Source organism: Arsenicicoccus cauae (assembly GCF_009707125.1).
GTDB lineage: Bacteria > Actinomycetota > Actinomycetes > Actinomycetales > Dermatophilaceae > Arsenicicoccus > Arsenicicoccus cauae.
The window spans coordinates 1-18164 of the sequence record NZ_WLVL01000002.1 but is presented as its reverse complement, the minus strand read 5'-3'; the positions used below and the strand labels follow the sequence as shown (position 1 = coordinate 18164).

At 71.9% G+C, this 18164-nt stretch carries 16 protein-coding genes, 1 tRNA gene and 1 pseudogene; 4 read left to right on the top strand and 14 right to left on the bottom strand.

All coding sequences use genetic code 11. The annotated features are described in order from the left end of the window. Window positions 1-36: 36 nt before the first annotated feature. From GGG17_RS00095 to GGG17_RS00075, 5 genes are all read right to left on the bottom strand, one after another. Window positions 37-1764: an NAD(P)/FAD-dependent oxidoreductase gene (locus tag GGG17_RS00095; RefSeq protein ID WP_154591800.1), complete on the bottom strand. Its 1728-nt coding sequence runs from the start codon at window positions 1762-1764 to the stop codon at window positions 37-39. Between the two features lie 239 nt (window positions 1765-2003). Further along, window positions 2004-3203, bottom strand: a complete 1200-nt coding sequence (locus GGG17_RS00090; RefSeq protein ID WP_154591799.1) for a pyrophosphate--fructose-6-phosphate 1-phosphotransferase — start codon at window positions 3201-3203, stop codon at window positions 2004-2006. Between the two features lie 112 nt (window positions 3204-3315). After that, window positions 3316-3915, bottom strand: a complete 600-nt coding sequence (locus GGG17_RS00085) for an energy-coupling factor transporter transmembrane component T family protein (protein ID WP_288799362.1) — start codon at window positions 3913-3915, stop codon at window positions 3316-3318. A gap of 1 nt (window position 3916) precedes the next feature. After that, window positions 3917-4603 (bottom strand): energy-coupling factor ABC transporter ATP-binding protein, encoded by a 687-nt coding sequence (locus GGG17_RS00080; protein WP_154591798.1) that lies wholly within the window; start codon window positions 4601-4603, stop codon window positions 3917-3919. A 56-nt stretch (window positions 4604-4659) separates the two neighbouring features. Next, window positions 4660-5256, bottom strand: coding sequence for a biotin transporter BioY (locus GGG17_RS00075; protein WP_154591797.1), 597 nt, complete (start codon window positions 5254-5256; stop codon window positions 4660-4662). 109 nt (window positions 5257-5365) lie between these two features. Here GGG17_RS00075 and GGG17_RS17015 point away from each other — a divergent pair, with 109 nt between their 5' ends. After that, on the top strand, window positions 5366-6505 hold the full coding sequence (locus GGG17_RS17015; RefSeq protein ID WP_311966313.1) for an AbrB family protein: 1140 nt from the start codon (window positions 5366-5368) through the stop codon (window positions 6503-6505). An 18-nt stretch (window positions 6506-6523) separates the two neighbouring features. Here the strand turns inward: GGG17_RS17015 and GGG17_RS00065 are convergent, their stop codons facing one another. Continuing rightward, window positions 6524-7147, bottom strand: coding sequence for a YigZ family protein (locus tag GGG17_RS00065; protein WP_288798966.1), 624 nt, complete (start codon window positions 7145-7147; stop codon window positions 6524-6526). A gap of 28 nt (window positions 7148-7175) precedes the next feature. Here GGG17_RS00065 and GGG17_RS00060 point away from each other — a divergent pair, with 28 nt between their 5' ends. Then, window positions 7176-8228 (top strand): Gfo/Idh/MocA family oxidoreductase, encoded by a 1053-nt coding sequence (locus GGG17_RS00060; protein WP_288798967.1) that lies wholly within the window; start codon window positions 7176-7178, stop codon window positions 8226-8228. A gap of 18 nt (window positions 8229-8246) precedes the next feature. On the opposite strand, the gene GGG17_RS00055 is transcribed toward GGG17_RS00060, so the two are convergent. The 6 genes from GGG17_RS00055 to GGG17_RS00030 all read right to left on the bottom strand — a co-directional run bounded on the left by GGG17_RS00055 (window position 8247) and on the right by GGG17_RS00030 (window position 14015). Beyond that, on the bottom strand, window positions 8247-9629 hold the full coding sequence (locus GGG17_RS00055) for an MFS transporter (protein WP_154591795.1): 1383 nt from the start codon (window positions 9627-9629) through the stop codon (window positions 8247-8249). A 130-nt stretch (window positions 9630-9759) separates the two neighbouring features. After that, window positions 9760-11475: an NAD-dependent malic enzyme gene (locus GGG17_RS00050; RefSeq protein WP_154591794.1), complete on the bottom strand. Its 1716-nt coding sequence runs from the start codon at window positions 11473-11475 to the stop codon at window positions 9760-9762. A 29-nt stretch (window positions 11476-11504) separates the two neighbouring features. Then, window positions 11505-12269, bottom strand: coding sequence for a helical backbone metal receptor (locus GGG17_RS00045; RefSeq protein ID WP_311966312.1), 765 nt, complete (start codon window positions 12267-12269; stop codon window positions 11505-11507). After that, entirely contained in the window at window positions 12266-13132 is an 867-nt protein-coding gene (locus tag GGG17_RS00040; protein ID WP_154591793.1) for a CoA transferase, read from the bottom strand. Before GGG17_RS00040 ends, GGG17_RS00045 begins: the two co-directional genes overlap by 4 nt. Continuing rightward, a complete protein-coding gene (locus tag GGG17_RS00035; RefSeq protein ID WP_154591792.1) occupies window positions 13090-13797 on the bottom strand; it encodes a hypothetical protein in 708 nt (235 codons plus the stop codon). The genes GGG17_RS00040 and GGG17_RS00035 overlap by 43 nt, the downstream gene beginning before the upstream one ends. A 134-nt stretch (window positions 13798-13931) precedes the next feature. Beyond that, window positions 13932-14015 (bottom strand) — tRNA-Tyr (locus GGG17_RS00030). Between the two features lie 83 nt (window positions 14016-14098). On the opposite strand from GGG17_RS00030, the gene GGG17_RS00025 reads away from it, so the two are divergent. Together GGG17_RS00025 and GGG17_RS00020 are read left to right on the top strand one after the other, a co-directional pair. Then, window positions 14099-14596, top strand: a complete 498-nt coding sequence (locus GGG17_RS00025) for a YajQ family cyclic di-GMP-binding protein (RefSeq protein WP_154591791.1) — start codon at window positions 14099-14101, stop codon at window positions 14594-14596. A 43-nt stretch (window positions 14597-14639) separates the two neighbouring features. Next, a complete protein-coding gene (locus GGG17_RS00020) occupies window positions 14640-15533 on the top strand; it encodes an AEC family transporter (protein ID WP_154591790.1) in 894 nt (297 codons plus the stop codon). Between the two features lie 513 nt (window positions 15534-16046). Here GGG17_RS00020 and GGG17_RS00015 read toward each other — a convergent pair. Both GGG17_RS00015 and GGG17_RS00010 read right to left on the bottom strand, forming a co-directional pair. Further along, window positions 16047-17183 (bottom strand): carbon-nitrogen hydrolase family protein, encoded by a 1137-nt coding sequence (locus GGG17_RS00015; RefSeq protein ID WP_154591789.1) that lies wholly within the window; start codon window positions 17181-17183, stop codon window positions 16047-16049. Window positions 17184-17328: 145 nt separating this feature from the next. Beyond that, a pseudogene (locus tag GGG17_RS00010) lies at window positions 17329-17994 on the bottom strand (lyase family protein); the annotation flags it as partial. Window positions 17995-18164: the final 170 nt, after the last annotated feature.

Here is an 18164-nt window from a genome sequence, read left to right as displayed (position 1 = left end):
ACCGTATGCCGACGCGACCGTGGCAGCGCGCCCGGCCTACGGCTGGGCGCGGTGGGCGCGCTCGTCGAGGTAGGCGTGGACGAGCTCCACGACCGCAGCCCCCTCGCCGGACGCCGAGGCCACCCGCTTCATGGATCCGGAGCGCACGTCTCCCACCGCGAACACCCCGGGGATGTTGGTGGCCAGGGACGCCGGGGGGCGACCGGCGGACCAGCAGGCCTCCTCCGTGTCCGCCCCGGTGAGCACGAAGCCGCGCTCGTCGAGAGAGATCTTGGAGGGGAGCCATGCGCAGTGCGGCTGCGCGCCGAGCAGCAGGTAGAGCCCGGCGGCGACGACCCGCCGCTCCTCCCCCGTGGCCCGGTCGCGCAGCGCCAGCCAGGACAGGCGAGGGTCCCCGCCACCGTCGACGACCTCGGTGCGCGGCAGCACGGTGATCCTCCGGTTGCCGGCTAGCTCACGGATCAGGTAGTCGCTCATGGTGGTTCGCAGGTCGTCGCGCCGGATGACGATGGTCACCGAGCGCGCGAACCGGCTCAGGTGCACGGCGGCCTGCCCGGCGGAGTTGCCGCCTCCGACGACGTAGACGTCCTGGCCGGCGACGTCGCGGGCCGAGGACGCGGCCGCGCCGTAGTGCACGCCGCGACCGACCAACCTTTCCAGCGGCTCGACGCCGAGCCGGCGGTAGGTGACCCCCGTCGCGATCACCACGGCGCGGGCCTCGAGGACCGCGCCGTCGGCCACCATGATGCGGTGCAGCCCGCCGGGGCGAAGCACGACGCCGTGGACGCGTCCCGGCTCGAGGCCGACCACCTGCGCGCCCGCGAAGAACCGTGCCCCGAACCTGCTGGCCTGCATGCGTGCCCGCTGCGTCAGACGCATCCCCGAGATCCCTCGCGGGAAGCCGAGGTAGTTGCGGATCATCGAGCTGCTGCCCGCCTGCCCGCCGATGGCGTCCGCCTCCACGACCACGGTCGTGAGGCCCTCGCTGGCGCCGTACACGGCCGCCGCCAGGCCCGCGGGCCCCGCACCGATCACGGCCAAGTCCGCCACGAATCCCTCACCCAGCGAGTCGAACCCGCCGTAGAGGGCCCGCCCCACGTCCGCGATGGTGGCGTCGACGATGGTGTCGCGGCCGTCGCCGACGATGACCGGGAGGACAGGATCCTGGTGGCCCTCGCGGACGAGGCCGTCGAGGATCGCCCGCCCCTCCTCGGAGGTGTCGACGACGGAGCGGCACGGCATGCCCATCCGGTCGAGGAAGTCCCGGATCCCTGCCGCGCGAGGGCAGTTGGACTCGCACACGATCGTGAGCATCGCCACCTCGGGCGTCGCAACCGTCGCACCCCAGTCCGACAGCAGGTCGATGACGGCGGCGTGGAACTCCTCGTCGCGGGGGCCGCGAGGCAGCATGAGGTAGGTGTCGATGCTCCCCCGCTGCTGGGCCTCCCGCAGCGACGGGAAGTGCTGGGTGGCCTCCTGCCCGACGAGCAGGACGAGACGCTTGGCGGTGGGGAGCGCCTGGTGCAGCACGCGCAGTGCCAGCAGCGCGGTGCTGTCCGGCAGCTCCACCTCCGCGGCGACGAGGGCCACCGGCCGCTGCCGGGCCACGAATCCCTGCGCCACGTCGAGCGCCTCGTCCAGCCCGCTCGTGACGACGAGGTCGTAGTCGGTCCCGTAGCGCGCCGCCATCTCGCGCTCGATGTCCTCGGCGTGCTCGCCGCAGACGGTCAGGATGACGGGGCGGCGGAAGTCCTGGTCAGGCATGGCAGCCAGTCTGCCGTATGGCGGGCCGGCCAGACGTCAGCCGGTGGTCAGGGTGAGGAGTCCTCGGAGCCACTGGCTCGGCCACGGTTGCCGGGGCCCCCGGGCGACATGACGTGAGCTCGCAGCTCGCGAGAGTCGGACGCACGCATGCCGACGCCCTCTCGCGATATCCCGCGAGAGGGCGTCAGCGTGGCGAGGCGCCGGGTGTCGCGGCGGCAACCGCCGGCATACGGCCGAGGTCAGGCCTGGCCGACCTGACGCAGCAGGTCCTGGAACCAGTCCTGCGAGGCGTCGAAGGCCTTGTGCCCCGCGATGCGCGGGAACTCGATGACCCGCAGCTCGTCGCCGCGCTCCTCGTCGTGCCCCACGACGCCGGGCGTGCCGGCCCGGGCCGCGTCGACCGCCACGTCGCACATCTGCTTGATCAGCGCGAGGTCGGTGTCGTTGGCGGCGGCGGAGCGGGAGAAGTAGCCGGACTTCTGGACCATGGTCTTCTCGGCCTCGATCTTGGCGCCGAACTCCTTGGCGAAGTAGCTGCCCGGGTTGATCGTGTCGAGCTTGACGTGGCCGAAGGGGTCGCGGGCGACCTCCTGGCCGGACGCCTCGAGCTGCTGGACGATGTCGTCGACGCCGGCGCCCTCGGACAGGAAGATGTTGACGCAGCCGATCTCGTCCATCACCTGCTTGAGGCGGGCCGCCTCCGCGTCGAGGTCGATGTGCACCTCGGGGACGTAGATGCCGTGGATCGCCCAGCGCTCGGGCGTGAGGCCGGCCTGCGGCAGCCAGGTCTGCTGCCCGTGCCAGGTCATGTAGTCGCGCGCCGCCGCCGCCGTCAGCCAGCCGCAGTTGCGGCCCATGACCTCGTGCACGATCAGCATGCGCGGGTTGGAGCCGTGCTCGGCGATGATGTTGCGCGCGAAGATCGAGGCCTGCTCGGCCGCCGTCTGCGCACCCAGCGACTGACGGATGGGGACGATGTCGTTGTCGATCGTCTTGGGCAGGCCCACCACGGTCAGCTCGTAGCCCTGCTCGTGCAGGTAGGCCGCGAGGTCCGCCGCCGTGGTGTTGGTGTCGTCGCCGCCAATGGTGTGCAGCACGTCAACGCCGTCCTCCTTGAGGCGGTTGGCCGCGACCTCGAGGGGGTTGTCGCCCTCCTGGACCAGACCGCGCTCGACGAGGTTCTTGGCGTTGGTGAGCTTGACGCGGGAGTTGCCGATGGGGCTGCCGCCGAAGCCCCGCAGCACCCCGGCGTTCGTGCGGGTCTCCTCGTCGAAGACCGTGTAGCTGCCGGTCAGCACGCCGTGGTAGCCGTGGCGGTAGCCGATGAGCTCGACGTCCGGCAGGACCTCGGTGTAGCGCTCGATCAGGTCGCCGACGGCGGCGGACAGGCAGGGGGCGTAGCCGCCGGCGGTCAGCATGGCAACGCGCTTGATGGTCATCGGGAGGGTCCTCCTGCGATAGCGGGATGAGGGTCATGACGGTCGCGACTCTGCGACCTCCACCCTATCGAGGGCGCCCCGGGTGGGCCGACCCCCGGGGCCGCTGCGGCGATCAGTCGTCGACGCCGCGGGCAGCGAGGGCGTCACCGACGCGTTCGGCGTGCCGGACCGTGCGGATGACCAGGGGCGTGGCCACCGCGCGCACGGACCGGTCCAGGCCGCGGGCCCGCCGCGCGTCCAGCGTCTGCTGCAGGAGCTGGCCCACGACGGGGATGCTGCGAAGCGTCAGGCTGACGGTCAGGGCCACACGCTCCGGCGAGACGCCCACGTGCCGCAGCGGCTGAGCGAGGCGCTGCACCCCGTCCAGCATCGCGGACACGCGCGTCGTGAGGGTGACCAGGCCGGCCGCCGCCACCGCCACGACCATGCCGCCGAGGGCGACCACGACGGCCTCCCACCCGCCGCTCCACCACTGGAACGGCGCCATCACCAGCAGGAACCACCGCAGCGGCCGCACCTCGCCCCAGGCCAGGCCGAGCGAGACCCGGCACAGGACGTAGGCACTCAGGACGACCAGCGCCGAAGCGGCCGTCATCCAGGGACGCTGGACGAGCGACACCGGCACGAGGAAGACCGCGAGCGCGAGCAGCTTCCAGGGCACGGGGAGGCGGTGCAGGACGGAGCGGCCCTCGGCATACGCGCCGGTGAGCACCTCAGACCCCCATCAGCCGGCGGTAGAACGGGACCACCTCGTCGGCCGGCCCGTCCGCCGCGACCCGACCCTCGTCGATGCACACGACCCGCTCCCACCCCTCGAGCAACCACAGGTGGTGGGTGACGAGCACGACCTGCTGGTCCAGGGTGTCGAGCAGCCGCGAGACCTGGTGCGCGTGGCGCAGGTCGAGCAGGGTGGTGGGCTCGTCGCAGACCAGCACGTCGGGGCGGGTGACGAGGATCGCGGCGATGGCGAGGAGCTGCTTCTGACCCGAGGAGAGCTGGTGGGCGGGGTGGTCGGCGTGATCCGCGAGGGAGTAGCGCCCGAGCACCTCGTCGACGAGCAGCCGCTTGTCGTCGGGACTCAGGTCGCGACGACGGCGCAGCGAGAACTCCACGTCCTCACGCACCGTCGGCATGACGATCTGCGCCTCGGGGTCGGGGAAGACGAAGCCGACCTTGCGCCGCACCGCTGCCCCGTCGCGCGCGGCGTCGAGACCGTCCACCGTGACTCGACCCCGGGTGGGCTCCACGAGGCCGTTGAGCATGCGGGCGAGGGTCGACTTGCCGGACCCGTTGGCGCCGACGATGCCGATGCGCGGCTCCGTGAGGGTCAGGTCGACGTGCTCGAGGACGCGACGATCCCCATAGGCATGGGCGACGTCCTCGATGCGGATGGTGGGCATGGGCGTGCTGGGTCGTGGGCCGTATGCCGGACGCCTGCTGGCTCTCGGGGCGGCCGTCAGCGGCGACGGACCGGCACGAGGTCCGGCAGCGCCTTGTGGACGGCGGTGGCGACGACGCCCGCGACGACCGCCTTGACCACGTCGCCGGGCAGGAAGGTCGCCGAGAAGGCCGCCGCGCCGGCGAGGTCGAGCTTGGCCGAGCGCCACGCCATGCCGGGGATCCCCAGCGCGTAGGACACGAGGATCCCGCCGACGAGGCACGCGCCGATCGCGGCCGCGACGTGCAGGCGGGGCAGGAAGCGCTGGACGATCAGCCCGATGACCAGCGCCACGAGCGGGTAGCCCAGGGCGAAGCCGACGGTGGGGCCGGTGAGGATCGCGAGGCCACGCACGCCGCTGGCGAGGACCGGCAGCCCAGCGAGCGCCAGGACGACGAAGAGCAGGACGGCCAGGAACCCGCGGCGCGCGCCGAGCACGGCGCCGGCGAGCATGATGCCGAGGTTCTGCAGGACGATGGGGGCGGCGCCGCCGACCGGCACCTTGACGGGGACCAGGGCGACGATCAGGGCGCAGAACGCCGCGACGAGGGCGAGGTCGCGGGCGGTGAGGCCGCGCCGCTGGGCGGGCGAGGTGGTGCTGGCGGCGGAGGACATGGGGCGAAGCGTACCTGAACGGCGTTCAGGAGGTGGTGGGCAGGCCGGGTGATGGTCGAGTCTTGAGGCGGCGACGCACCTGAGGGCGAGCCGGACCTAGGGTGCTGGGGTGACCTCCCCACCCGCGCGCTCGCTCGCAAGGGGCCTCGCCGTGGGTGTCGTCGTCTGGGTGGGGCTCGCGCTCCTGCACCTGCCGTCGCCGTCGCTGTTCGCCGGGTTGACGGCCGGGGCGGTGCTGGCGCTCGGGTCACCGCAGGCACCTCGACTGCCGCGCTGGAGCGTGGTGCTCGCCCAGGCCCTCGTCGGGGTGACCATCGGCGAGACGGTGACCCTGTCCGCGCTGCGCCAGATCGCCGCCGACTGGCCGTCCGTGGTGGTAGTCACCGTGGCGACGCTGCTTCTGAGCCTGCTGGGGGGCGTCATCCTGGCGCGTCTGCACCCGATCTCCTTGGCCACCGGCCTGTTCTCCATGGCGGCGGGCGGGGCGTCCGGCATCACGTCCGTCGCCGAGGAGCTGGGGGCGGACGCACGGGTCGTGTCGATCCTGCAGTACCTCCGCGTGCTGCTCGTGCTGGTGACTCTGCCCCTCGTGGTGGGGCTGGTGTTCCACCCGCAGACGGGGCAGGGCGCGGGGGCCGCAAGCGGTGCCGGTGGCGCCGACGGGTCCTGTGGCGGGTGGCTCACGTCGCTGGCCTTCGTCGCCGTGTCCGTCGGGGCGGGGCTGCTGGTGGCGCGACTGGTGCCCGTGTCGACGTTCACGCTGATCGGCCCGCTCGCCGTGGCCGGGGGGCTGACGCTGTGGGGCGGGCTCGGCCCCACGCGGACCCCGACGGTGCTCGTGGCCCTGGCCATGCTGGCGATCGGCCTGCAGGTCGGGGTGAAGTTCACGCGCGACAGCGTGCGGGCCATCGGTCGCCTGCTGCCCGCCGGGCTGGTCCTCGTCGCGGCCCTGCTGGTCCTGTGCGGCCTGCTCGGCTGGGTGCTGTCACGGGTGACGGGCGTCGACCCGCTGACGACCTATCTCGCGACGACGCCCGGCGGCCTCTTCGCCGTGCTCGCGACGGCGACGGACAGCGGGGCGGAGCCGACCTACGTCTTTGCGGTGCAGCTCGCGAGGCTGCTCGCCATCCTGGCGCTGGCGCCGCTGCTGGCCTGCTGGCTGCGGGCCCGTCGACCCTGGCGTGCCAGGAGCCCGAGCACGAACGACCGGACGGTGTCGCCGTCCGGTCGACGAGCGGACCGGTCATGACGCTTCCCCGCTCCCCCGCTAGGGGTGCCAGCGGGTGGGGCCGTCGAGCAGCTGCCCGGCTCCCCCGGTGAGCTCGGCCACCAGCGCAGCGAGGTCCTCCCGCTGCGGCGGCGCCACGTCGAGGCGCAGCACCGCACGCGCCGCATAGTCCGTCCCCGCGACGTGCACCCCGCGAGCGCGCAGGGCCGCCTCGACGCGTCCGGCGTCCGCGTGCTCGACCTCCAGCGAGAAGCGCTGCACCAGACGGCGCTCCACCACCGTGGCCGCGTCGCAGGCGGCGCGCACGCTGTCGCCATACGCCCGGATCAGGCCACCCGTCCCGAGCAGGGTCCCGCCGAACCATCGCGTCACCACGCACACGACATCGCTCAGCCCGCGGCCGCGCAGCACCTCCAGCATCGGCGCCCCGGCCGTCCCCGCCGGCTCCCCGTCGTCGGACGACCGCTCGGTCATCGCGTCCGGGCCCAGCACGAACGCCGAGCAGTGGTGCCGCGCGTCCCAGTGCGCCTTGCGCGCCTGCTCGACGACCAGGCGCGCCGCCGCCTCGTCCGCCGCAGGCTCCAGCCGTGCCAGGAACCGCGAGCGCCGCACCTCGATCTCGACGTCGACCGGCGACGCGACGGTCAGGTAGGACTGGGGCACCTGCCCATCCTCCCCTAGGCTCGACCGGGTGAGCGACCTCCCCGGCCCCCTCCCCACCACCCTGCCCGACAGCCGCGTCCCCGACCCGCGCGACGCCCCGCCGCTGCGCTGGGGCGTGATCGGGCCGGGCGGCATCGCGCGGGCGTTCGCCGACGGGCTGCACACGCACACGCGCGGCCGCGTGGTGGCGGTGGGGTCGCGCTCCCTGGACCGCGCCGAGGCCTATGCCCGCGAGGTGGGGGGCGCGAAGGCATACGGCTCGTATGCAGAGCTCGTCGCGGATCCCCAGGTCGACGCGGTCTATGTGGCGTCGCCGCACAGCGAGCACCACGAGCACGCGCTGCTGGCCGTCGCCGCCGGCAAGCACGTGCTGGTCGAGAAGGCCTTCGCCCGCACCGCCGCCGAGGCGCAGGAGGTCGTCGACGCCGCGCGCGCCGCCGACGTGACCTGCATGGAGGCGATGTGGACGCGCTACCTGCCGCAGAGCGATGTCATCCGGCGGCTCGTCGCCGACGGGGTGCTGGGCGAGATCGAGACGGTCCTCGCCGACCACGGGCAGTGGTTCGCCGAGGACCGGTCCTTCCGGCTGTACGCCCCGGAGCTGGCGGGCGGGTCGCTGCTCGACCTCGGCATCTACCCGGTGTCCTTCGCCTGCGGCGTGCTCGGTATGCCGCAGCGCGTCACCGCCGTCGGCACGACGGCCTTCACCGGGGTGGAGGCACAGGCGTCGATGATCCTGTCGGACTTCCCGGCGGCGCCCCGGGCGCACGCGGTGCTGACGACCACGCTGGCCGCCAAGACCCCCACCACCGCGTCGATCTCGGGGTCGCTGGCCCGGGTCGAGCTGGACGGCGACTTCTACCAGCCCGGCCGGGTCCGGCTCGTGTCCCGGGACGGCGAGGTGGTCGAGGGGCCGGAGCCGGTGGTGCGTGGCCACCGGGGGCTGTGCTATGAGGCGGCCTACCTCGCGCGGCTGGTCGCCGAGGGGCGCCGGGAGTCGGAGCTGCTGCCGCTCGACGAGACGGTCGCCATCATGGGGCTGCTCGACGAGGTGCGGCGGCAGATCGGTGTGCCCCTGTGAGCATCTCCCTGAGGTAGGTCAGAGCTCCTCGAGGTCCTTGCCGCGCAGCTCGGGCAGGCCGAGGGCCGACAGCGCCGCGATCGCGAACGCGACGGCGAAGGTGGTGAACACCAGGCCCGTGCCCCCGCCCGCCTTGAGCGGCGGCACCGCCAGCGGCGCGAGGATCGAGGCGATGCGGCCGAAGCCCGCCGCCGCCCCGGAGCCGGTCCCGCGCATGACGGTGGGGTAGATCTCGGGGGTGACGGCATACAGCGCACCCCACGCGCCGAGGTTGAAGAAGCTCAGCGCGCAGCCTGCCGCAAGGATGGCTGGCACCGAGGAGGCCATCCCGAACGCCCCGGCCGCGCACGCCGACCCGACCAGGAAGGTGGTGAGGGTGGCCCGGCGCCCCCACTTCTCGATGAGCCAGGCCGAGACGGCGTAGCCGGGGAGCTGGGCGATGGTGATCCACAGGGTGTACTCGAAGGACTTGACCATGTCGAAGCCCTGCGCGAACAGCAGTGACGGCAGCCAGATGAACGCGCCGTAGTAGGAGAAGTTCACGCAGAACCAGACCGCCCACAGCGCCGCCGTGCGCACCCGGTAGCGCGCGCTCCACAGGCCGGGAACCGGGCCGCTCGGCGCGACGGGGGCATCGACGGAGGGCGCGACGGGGCCATCGACAGCGGTGTCCGGGGCGGGGACCCCCGCCGGCTCCTCGAAGCTGCGGACCGCGGACTCCGCCTCGGCATACCGGCCCTTGGACTCGAGGAAGCGGACCGACTCGGGCAGGGTGGCCCGCACGACCAGCGCGTAGAGCGCCGGGACGACGCCCAGGGCCATGGCCCAGCGCCACCCGTCGGCGCTGGTCGGGATGACGAAGTAGCCGATGAGCGCCGCGAGGATCCACCCGAGGGCCCAGAAGGACTCGAGGCCGACGACGACGCGGCCGCGGATGTGCGCCGGGGAGTACTCGCTGATCAGCGTGGACGCGACGGGCAGCTCGGACCCGAGGCCCAGCCCGACGACGAAGCGCAGCGCCATGAGCACGGCCACGCTGCCAGCGAGCGCCGACGCCCCCGTGGCGAGGCCGTAGACGAGCAGGGTCAGCGCGAACACCTGGCGGCGGCCGATCCGGTCGGCGAGCAGGCCGCCGAGCGTGGCTCCGACGGCCATGCCGAGGGACCCGATCGACGCGATCCAGGACACCTCGGTCGGCGACAGGTGCCACTGGCGGGCCAGCGCGGTCAGGACGAAGGAGATCAGGCCCACGTCCATCGCGTCGAGGGCCCATCCGACCCCGGAGCCCGCCAGCAGGCGCCGGTGCTTGCTCGTGAACGGCAGGCGGTCGAGCCGCTCCGTGCGCGTCAGGTGGCGGTCGACGCCGGTGGCACCGAGCGGTCCGGTCGAGGTGGCGGGCATGGTGGGCTCCTGCGGGGGTGGACAGCGATGGCGCGATTGTGCTCACTATAAGCATTTGTCACGGCGCGGCATTCCCCGACGGCGCGAGCTCACCCGGGTCGCGTCCCCGGCGCTGCCGGACCCGCGCCGCTCAGACCACCTCGAGGTCGGGATAGACCGGGTGCCACATGCGCTGGTAGACCGCCTGCACCGGCTCGTCGACCTCGACCGTCGCCAGCCCCTCCTCCTGCGCGGCCCGCACCACCGCGAGCGCCACCGTCGCCGACACGTAGCGCAGCTGCCTGATCGACGGCAGCAGCGGCATCTCGGGTCTGGTCACCTGGCTGATGCCCGCGATGGCCTCGGACGCCGCCGCGATCATGCCGTCGGAAACCCTGGAGGCGCCGCAGACGGCGACACCGAGGCCGAGACCGGGGAACACGAGCGCGTTGTTGGCCTGGGCGATCTCGTAGGTGCGCTGGTGGAAGGTCACGGGGGCGAACGGCGACCCGGTGGCGATCATGGCCTTGCCGTGGGTCCAGTCGACGATGCGCTCCGGGACGCCCTCGGACAGGCTGGTCGGGTTGGACAGCGGCATGATGATCGGGTTGCGGGTGTGCGCCGCCATGTCGCGGACGATCGCCTCGGTGAAGGTGCCCGGCTGGCCGGACGTGCCGATGAGGATCGTGGGGTGGGTGTTGCGGACGACGTCGGCCAGGCCGATCCGGCCCTCCACGTCCAGGCGCCAGCCCTGCACGTCGGCGTCGGTGCGGGCATAGGGCTTCTGGAACGGCCGGACGCGGTCACCGAGCGCCTCGGTGATCAGGCCGCGCGAGCCCAGGCACCAGAACCTTGCGTTGGCCTCCTCCGGCGAGGAACCCTCGCGGATCATGATGTCGCGCAGCAGGTTGGCGATGCCGACGCCGGCCGTGCCGGCGCCGTGCACGACGATGCGCTGGTCGCTCATCCGCTCGCCCGTGGCCTTGACGCCGGCGAGGGCGGCGGCGGCCACGACGGCGGCGGTGCCCTGCACGTCGTCGTTGAAGGTGCAGATGTCGTTGCGGTACCTGTCGAGGATGCGGTGGGCGTTGCTCGCCCCGAAGTCCTCCCAGTGCAGCATGGCCTTGGGGTACAACCGGGTCGTGACCTCGACGAACGTGTCGATGAAGGCGTCGTAGCGCTCGCCGCGCACTCGTGCGTGCCGCACGCCGAGGTAGAGCTCGTCGTTGAGCAGGGCGAGGTTGTCCGTCCCGACGTCGAGGACCACCGGGATGGCCCGGCGCGGGTGGATGCCGGCGGCGGCGGTGTAGACAGAGAGCTTGCCGATGGCGATCTGCACGCCGCCCACACCCTGGTCCCCGATGCCGAGGATGCCCTCGGAGTCCGTCGCGACCACGAGGTCGACGTCCTCGGGCTCGAGGCCGTAGTTGAGGAAGGCGTTCTCGATGCCGTCCGGGTCGTCGATCGACAGGAAGACCCCGCGAGGGCGGGAGTACCAGTGGGAGTAGCGCTGGATCGCCTCGCCGATCGTCGGGGTGTAGACGATCGGCAGCATCTCCTCGAGGTGCTCGGCGAGCAGGCGGTAGAACAGCACCTCGTTGCGGTCGCGCATCGCCGACAGGTAGACGTTCTTGGACAGCGCGTCCGGCTGCTCGAGGAACTGCTGGTAGACGCGGGAGATCTGCCCCTCGATGGACACGATGCCGCTCGGCATGAGGCCGTTGAGCCGCAGCGAGTCCCGCTGCGCCTTGGTGAAGGCGGTGCCGCGGTTGATGAGCGGGATGGCCAGGACGTCGTTGCCGCGGACGCGGACCCGGACCTTGGTGCCCGTGGGGGTGGACTCGAACTCGAAGGGCCGACTCGACATGACCCACAGCCTAGAGCCCGTGGCGTCGATCATCGCCCCCGCAGCTGGCGGACGAGCCGCTCCGGCGCGCCGATCATCGCCGGGCCGTACCACGTGAGGGAACGTCCGTCGACGAGCGCGCTCGGGAGCGGGTCGAAGGCCTCGGGCCCGTCGTCGTCGGTGAACCGGTAGGGCTCGTCCGGCAGGATCGCGAGGTCGGCGCCGGGCAGCTCGTCCAGCGGCACGGCCGGGTAGCGCCCCTCGTGCCCACGCAGCACGTTGTCGACGCCGAGCCGGCGCAGCACGTCACCGGCATAGGTGTCCTGCCCGAGGAACATCCAAGGACGACGCCAGATGGGTATGACGGCGCGCACCCTCCTCTCGGGGTCGACGCGCGTCGGCGCGGCCCACGCCTCGTGGGCGTCGTCCAGCCAGCTCGGGGGCGGCACCTCCAGGGCGTCGACCAGGCGGGCCAGCGATCGCAGCGCGCCGTCGACGGTGCGGATCTGCGTGGTCCACACGGGGATCCCCGCGTCGCGCAGCGCGGCGAGGTCCGACGGGCGGTTCTCCTCGTCCTCGGCGACCACCAGGTCGGGGCGCAGCCCGACGACCGCGTCCAGGTCGGGGTTCTTGGTGCCGCGGACCCGGACGACGTCCAGGTCGGCGGGGTAGGTGCACCAGTCGGTCGCCCCGACGAGCACGTCGGGCGCGCTCCAGGCGACGGCCTCGGTGAGCGACGGCACGAGGCTGACGACCCGGCGCGGCGTCCCGCGGACGACGACGGGCAGGCCCAGGTCGTCGAGGTAGCGCGTCACCGTGATCCCCGACCGCTGCTGCCGGGGGCACCGGCGACGGCGACGAGCGGCACGTCGTGCTCCTCGGCGGCCCGCTGCCACTGCGCGGCGGTGCGCGTGCGCAGCGTCGCCGCGATGGTGTCGTGGTCGGCGCCGCCCAGCAGCTCCTGCGCCCGCTGCCAGAAGTGCGGCTCCAGCGCCGCCAGCGCGACGTGGCCGTCCTGCGCGGGGTAGAGGCCGTAGCCCGCGAACCCGCCGCCCAGCAGCCCGCCGGGGGCGGTGAGGCCGTGCCGGACCGAGGCCGCCAGCTCGGCGGCGCAGTCTGCGAAGGCCACCTCGCGGCGGCTCCCCTCCCCCGTCCGCGCGCGCAGCAGCAGCCCGGCGAGCGCCTCGGAGACCGCGCGCTCGGCACCGGCGAGGTCCGCGACCAGGACGGCGGGCAGCTGCGGCGGGGTGAGCAGCCCGGCCGCGGCCTGGTAGGTCAGGTCGTGCCCGGCAAGATCGTCGTCGGGCGCGGGGTGCCCCACGATCGCGACGTGCACGAGCCGGGGGCACCGCGCGTGCAGCTCCTCCCAGCCGAGCCCGAGCCGCCGCAGCGCCGACCCTCGGCTGGCGGTGAGCAGTACGTCCGCCGACGCCAGCAGCTCGTCCAGCTCGGCGCGACCGTCGGGGGACTTCAGGTCCAGCGACCGCACCTCGAGGTCGGCGTCCAGCTCGGCGAGCCAGCCGGCGGCGTAGTCCCCGAGCGGGTCGCCCGCCGGCGGCTGCACCTTGACCACGGACGCCCCCATCCGGCGCAGCCGCGCGGCGGCCACCGGCCCCGGCACGTTGACGGCGAGCGTCACGACCCGGGTCCCCGCGAGCGGGGCGTCGGTGAACGGCATACGAGCCTCCTCGGTCCTGACCAGCATCTAACCGGACCGGACCGCCGCCCGCAGCCCCGGCCGGCGGACCGGGGCGGCGCCGCCGCCAGCCGGTCCGCGGTCTTGTCGTGCAGCAGCCGGCCGAGGACGGCGCCGTAGGTGCGCCGGGGCAGCAGCACGGTGACCTGAGCCGTGGGGTGACGGTCGACCGGGCGGTGCGTGTAGACCATCGCGGTCCGGTCCAGGCGGCGACCCGGGCAGTCGACGAGCTCCAGCGGCAGGGCCCGGGTCTCGAGCTGGTCCCAGGCCTGCTGCAGCCGCTCCGCGTGCGCTGAGTCCACCACGAGGTGCACGCACCGCAGCTGGGCCGGCTTGAGGGTGCGGGCGAAGCGCAGCGCCCGCACCAGGGCGAGGTCCACCGTGTCGACCAGCACCACGACGATCGAGGTCGGCGCGATGCGCATCGGCTGCGCCACGGGGTGGGTGGCGAGGATCTGGGCCTCCCGGGCGTACTTCCGGTGGAGGCGCAGCAGCCCGAGCACCGCCGCCGCCGGGACCCACCGGTCGGTCTCCCCGACGAGCAGCAGCAGACCCGTCAGCAGCGCCGGCGCCGCCACCGCCAGCACCCACCCGGCCAGCAACCGGCCGCGTGGCAGCGGCGCGGGCGCGCGGGGGGCCATCGGCATACGGCCCATCATGGCCCAGCGCACCAGGCACCGGGGAGGGGACCCTGGGGAGGCCGGGGAGGCTGGACGGACTGGGGAGGAGCACGACGAAGGCCCCGGTCCGACGGCGGTCGGTCCGGGGCCCCTGCACTGCATGGTGGCGGGTGAAGGATTCGAACCTTCGAAGCTTTCGCGACGGATTTACAGTCCGCTCCCATTGGCCGCTCGGGCAACCCGCCATGGTGCGTCGGCAAGCATAGCAACGAGGAGCGGTGAAGCCGAATCCGTAAGATCGAGGCAACAGACCACCCAAGGAGGAGCCATGGCGGACAGCTCGTTCGACATCGTCAGCAAGGTCGACAAGCAGGAGGTCGACAACGCGATCAACCAGGCGGCCAAGGAGGTCGCCCAGCGCTACGACTTCAAGGGGGTCGGCGCCTCCATCGAGTGGAGCGGCGACAACGTGCTGATCAAGGCCAACACCCCCGAGCGGTGCGCCGCGGTGCTCGACGTCTTCGAGACCAAGCTGGTGCGGCGCGGGGTGTCGCTCAAGTCCTTCGACTTCGGCGACGACAAGGAGGCCAAGCCCTCGGGCAAGGAGTACCGCCTCGAGGGGGCGATGCGCGACGGCATCAGCCAGGACAACGCCAAGAAGATCTCCAAGCTGATCCGCGACGAGGGACCCAAGTCGGTCAAGGCGCAGATCCAGGGCGACGAGCTGCGCGTCACGTCCAAGTCCCGCGACGACCTGCAGGCCGTGCAGCGGCTGGTCAAGGAGGCCGACCTGGACTTCGCGGTGCAGTTCACCAACTACCGCTGAGACGCCCCGCTCGCACCCCGGCACGGCTGGCTAGCCTGCCGGGGTGCTTGCTGCCCTGGTCCAGGTCGTCCTGCCCGTCGTGCTCGTCGCCGCGGTCGGCTACGTCCTGGCGCGGTCCTTCGAGCTGGACCGGCAGACGCTCAACAAGGTGGGCATGCACGGGCTGACCCCAGCGCTGGCCTTCACCTCGATCGTCAAGACGGAGGTGTCCCCGGGGCAGGGGGTGTGGCTGGTCGCGGGCTACGTCGCCGCGAACGTGCTCGCGGGGCTCGTCGCGTGGGGCGTCGCGGCTCGCTGGCCGGGGCGCACCCGGCGGGGCGTGGTCGCGTGCACGGTGATCGGCAACAACGGCAACTTCGGGCTGCCGGTGGCGCTGCTGGCACTGGGCCAGCCCGGGCTGGACCAGGCCCTCGTGATCTTCATCGTCTCGGTGGTCGTGATGTTCACCATCGGGCCGGTGCTCTACGGCTCGCACGACGGGCTGGGGGCCGGGCTGCGCTCGCTCGTGCGCCTGCCCGTGCTGTGGGCGCTGGTGCTCGCCTCGGTCGTGCGGCTGACCGGTATGACGGTCCCCGTCGGCGTCATGCGGGGGATCGAGCTGCTCGCGGCCGCCGCCATACCGCTGGTGCTGCTGCAGCTGGGCGTGCAGCTGGGGCAGTCGCGGCGGATCCACCTGACCGCGCCCGTGCTGCTGAGCGTGGGGCTGCGGTCGGTGGGGCTGCCGCTGCTCGGGCTCGCCGGGGCAGCGTCCTCGAGCAGATCGGTCACCAGGCGCATACCGCGCTGGCGCAACTCATCTGGATACTTCCTCGGTGCTGGCATGAATCCACCTTCTCGGTGGATCGCTGCCTCCACCAGACCCGGGGCGGTTCAGTTTCGTGTTTCACGGCACGGACGATGCCGAGAGGATGGGGCGTTCACCACAACGCGGCCCTGACTGGGTGGTCAGGGCCGCGTTGTGGTGACTCAGGGTGCGCGTGTGCCCCCGCGAGGCTGTGGTTGCATTCGGGGGTATCGAGATGTTCGTGTGAAGTTGAAACTGCGCTTGAGCCCCAGAGGTCAATCTGGGGCAGGTCAAGCGGTTTGGTGACTCCTGTGTCTGCACGCCCCTGTCAGGGCGGACAGGTCGATCCCGGGGTCCGGATCCACGGCGGGCTGGTCCCCGTCGGCCAGGATGACGACACCGGCGGGGAGCTGGTGGGCCTTCGCCCGCTGGGTAAGGACGTAGTTGAGTCCCCGACAGTGGTGTAGCGCGGTCGCCGAGCCGGTCCCGGTAGTGCACGTGGGTGCGGCCACCGCGTGATCCTTCGAGCGAACCTCTCACAGCACTCTCGAAAGGAGTCCTCACGATGACCGCACCACACATTGTCGACTCAGCAGTCCCGGATGTCGGAAGGGGCAGGTGCGCTCACGCTGAAGGTGGGACGCATCGGCCTCTCGAGAGCTGCCATCACTGGCTCCCTGCGATCGCAGCGGCATCCTGTCCATGTGACTCGTCGGCCAGCCACTCGCTGCCAGCGGCCTCGATCTGCGGGCGTGGACTGTCGATGAGCATCGGCTCACCGCGCTCCTTCGCAGGCGCAAGTGGCGCTCCGTCACGGTTGAGGTTGACCGTCCTGACCGGCTCGCGCCACTCGTACGCGGGCGCGGTGTTCGTCGTGTTGAGATGCAGCGAGTAGACATCCGGGCGCGCGTAGTGCCCGACAGGGTCTGCGGACTGTTTGGCAAGGGCGATCATCGCCAGGTCGACGTCGGCGTACAAGATGCCTTCGGCGTCTTCGGGCAGCGCTTCGGATAGTTGCGATCCATCAGGCCCAAAGATCCGACCAAACCCCCCACCCGATCCGATCAGCTTGCGCTCCTCGTCCGTGGTAGTGAAGGTCTCGTGCGCGGCCTGATCGACGACCTGCGTTGAACACAGCACGAAGGTGCCGCCTTCGAGGGCATAGGACCGCGTCGCGATCAGTTGCGCCTCGACACTGAAGGCAAAGACTTCCGGCTGGTACAGACTCATCCCCGGCCAGGACGCGACGTGCACCTGCTCGTGCTGCGAGTACAACGCCATCTTCGACAGCGGCTGCACGTGCTCCCAACAGTTCAACGCGCCAACTCGGGCCATCGGCAGGTCGAAGACCGCCAGGTCTGACCCATTGCCCTCGCCGAAGAGGGAGCGCTCGAGGTGAGTTGGCTTGAGCTTGCGCCGCCCGGCAACCAACTTCCCGTCCGGGTCGATGATCAACTGGGTCATGTAGAGGCTCGCACCTGCTCGTTCGCTGATCCCCATGACGATCGCGATCTTGTGCTCCGCGGCGGCTGCTTGAAGGCTCTGCACCTCGGGGCCGTCGATGGTCAGCGAGTTTTGGTGATAGGGGATGGTGAACTTCGCCATCCCTGCCAGAGCGCTGTTGCCCCACAGGTGGTAGGGGTACCCGGGCACGAAGACCTCGGGAAAGGCGATCAACTCGGCACCGTTGTCGGCAGCCTCGGCAGCCCACGCGATGGCCTTGTCCACCGTCGCCTGCGCATCGAGCCAGACAGGCGCGATCTGCGTGGTCGCCACCCGGAACTTGTTCTTGTACTCCACCATCAGAGCTGCTCCTTTTCGTTGAGGTTTGGGGATGAGCAAGCACTCAAGGTAGGCGTCGAGAGACGCCGCGCCTTGCCGAATCCGGCCCGGGCGCTTGCCTCTTCAGGCCAAGGGGGCTTTCGGGTCAGCGACCAGGGATCTACGCCTGCGAGGCGTGCTTGACCGCGTCGAGGGCGAAGTCGATCTGGGCGACCCAGCCGTCGATGACCTGGCCGAGGGTGACCGGGGTGGCGTCCTGCAGGTGGGTCCGGCCGACCATGACGATGTCGGCGAACTCCTTGGCCTTGGCGGCCAGGGTCTCGCGCAGCTGCGTGACGAAGGGGTGGAGGCGCTCATTGAGGTCGAGGACGATCGCGATGTGCATCGCGGTGGGGAAGGTGTCGTTGCTCGACTGGCCGCGGTTGACGTGGTCGTTGGGGTGGACCGGGGTCTTCGAGCCCATCTCGCCGCCGGCGATCTCGATGGCGCGGTTGGAGATGACCTCGTTGGAGTTCATGTTGGACTGCGTGCCCGAGCCGGTCTGGAAGACGACGAGCGGGAAGTGGTCGTCGAGGTCGCCGGAGATGACCTCGTCGGCCGCCTGCGCCACGGGGTCGGCGACGTCCTGCGGCAGCTCGTCGAGCTCGGCGTTGGCCAGGGCGGCGGACTTCTTGAGGATGCCGAGGGCGCGGATCATCGAGCGGCCCCAGACGAAGGTGTCGCGACCGATGTCGAAGTTGCCGAGCGAGCGCTGGGTCTGCGCGCCCCAGTACTTGTCCGCGGCCACCTCGATGGTGCCCATGCTGTCCTTCTCCGCGCGCGTCTGAGTCATGGGGAAAACGCTATTCGGCGGCGGACGACGGCCCGTGCAATACGATAGAGCCCCGTTGAGTGGTGGGCTTTGAGGTGATGCTCGTTGCCTACCGGTCGCTCTTTTCGAGGGCGACGGTCTCAGTATCGCGGGTTGGGTAGAGCTTGGCCATGGAGCCTTCGGAGAGGTAG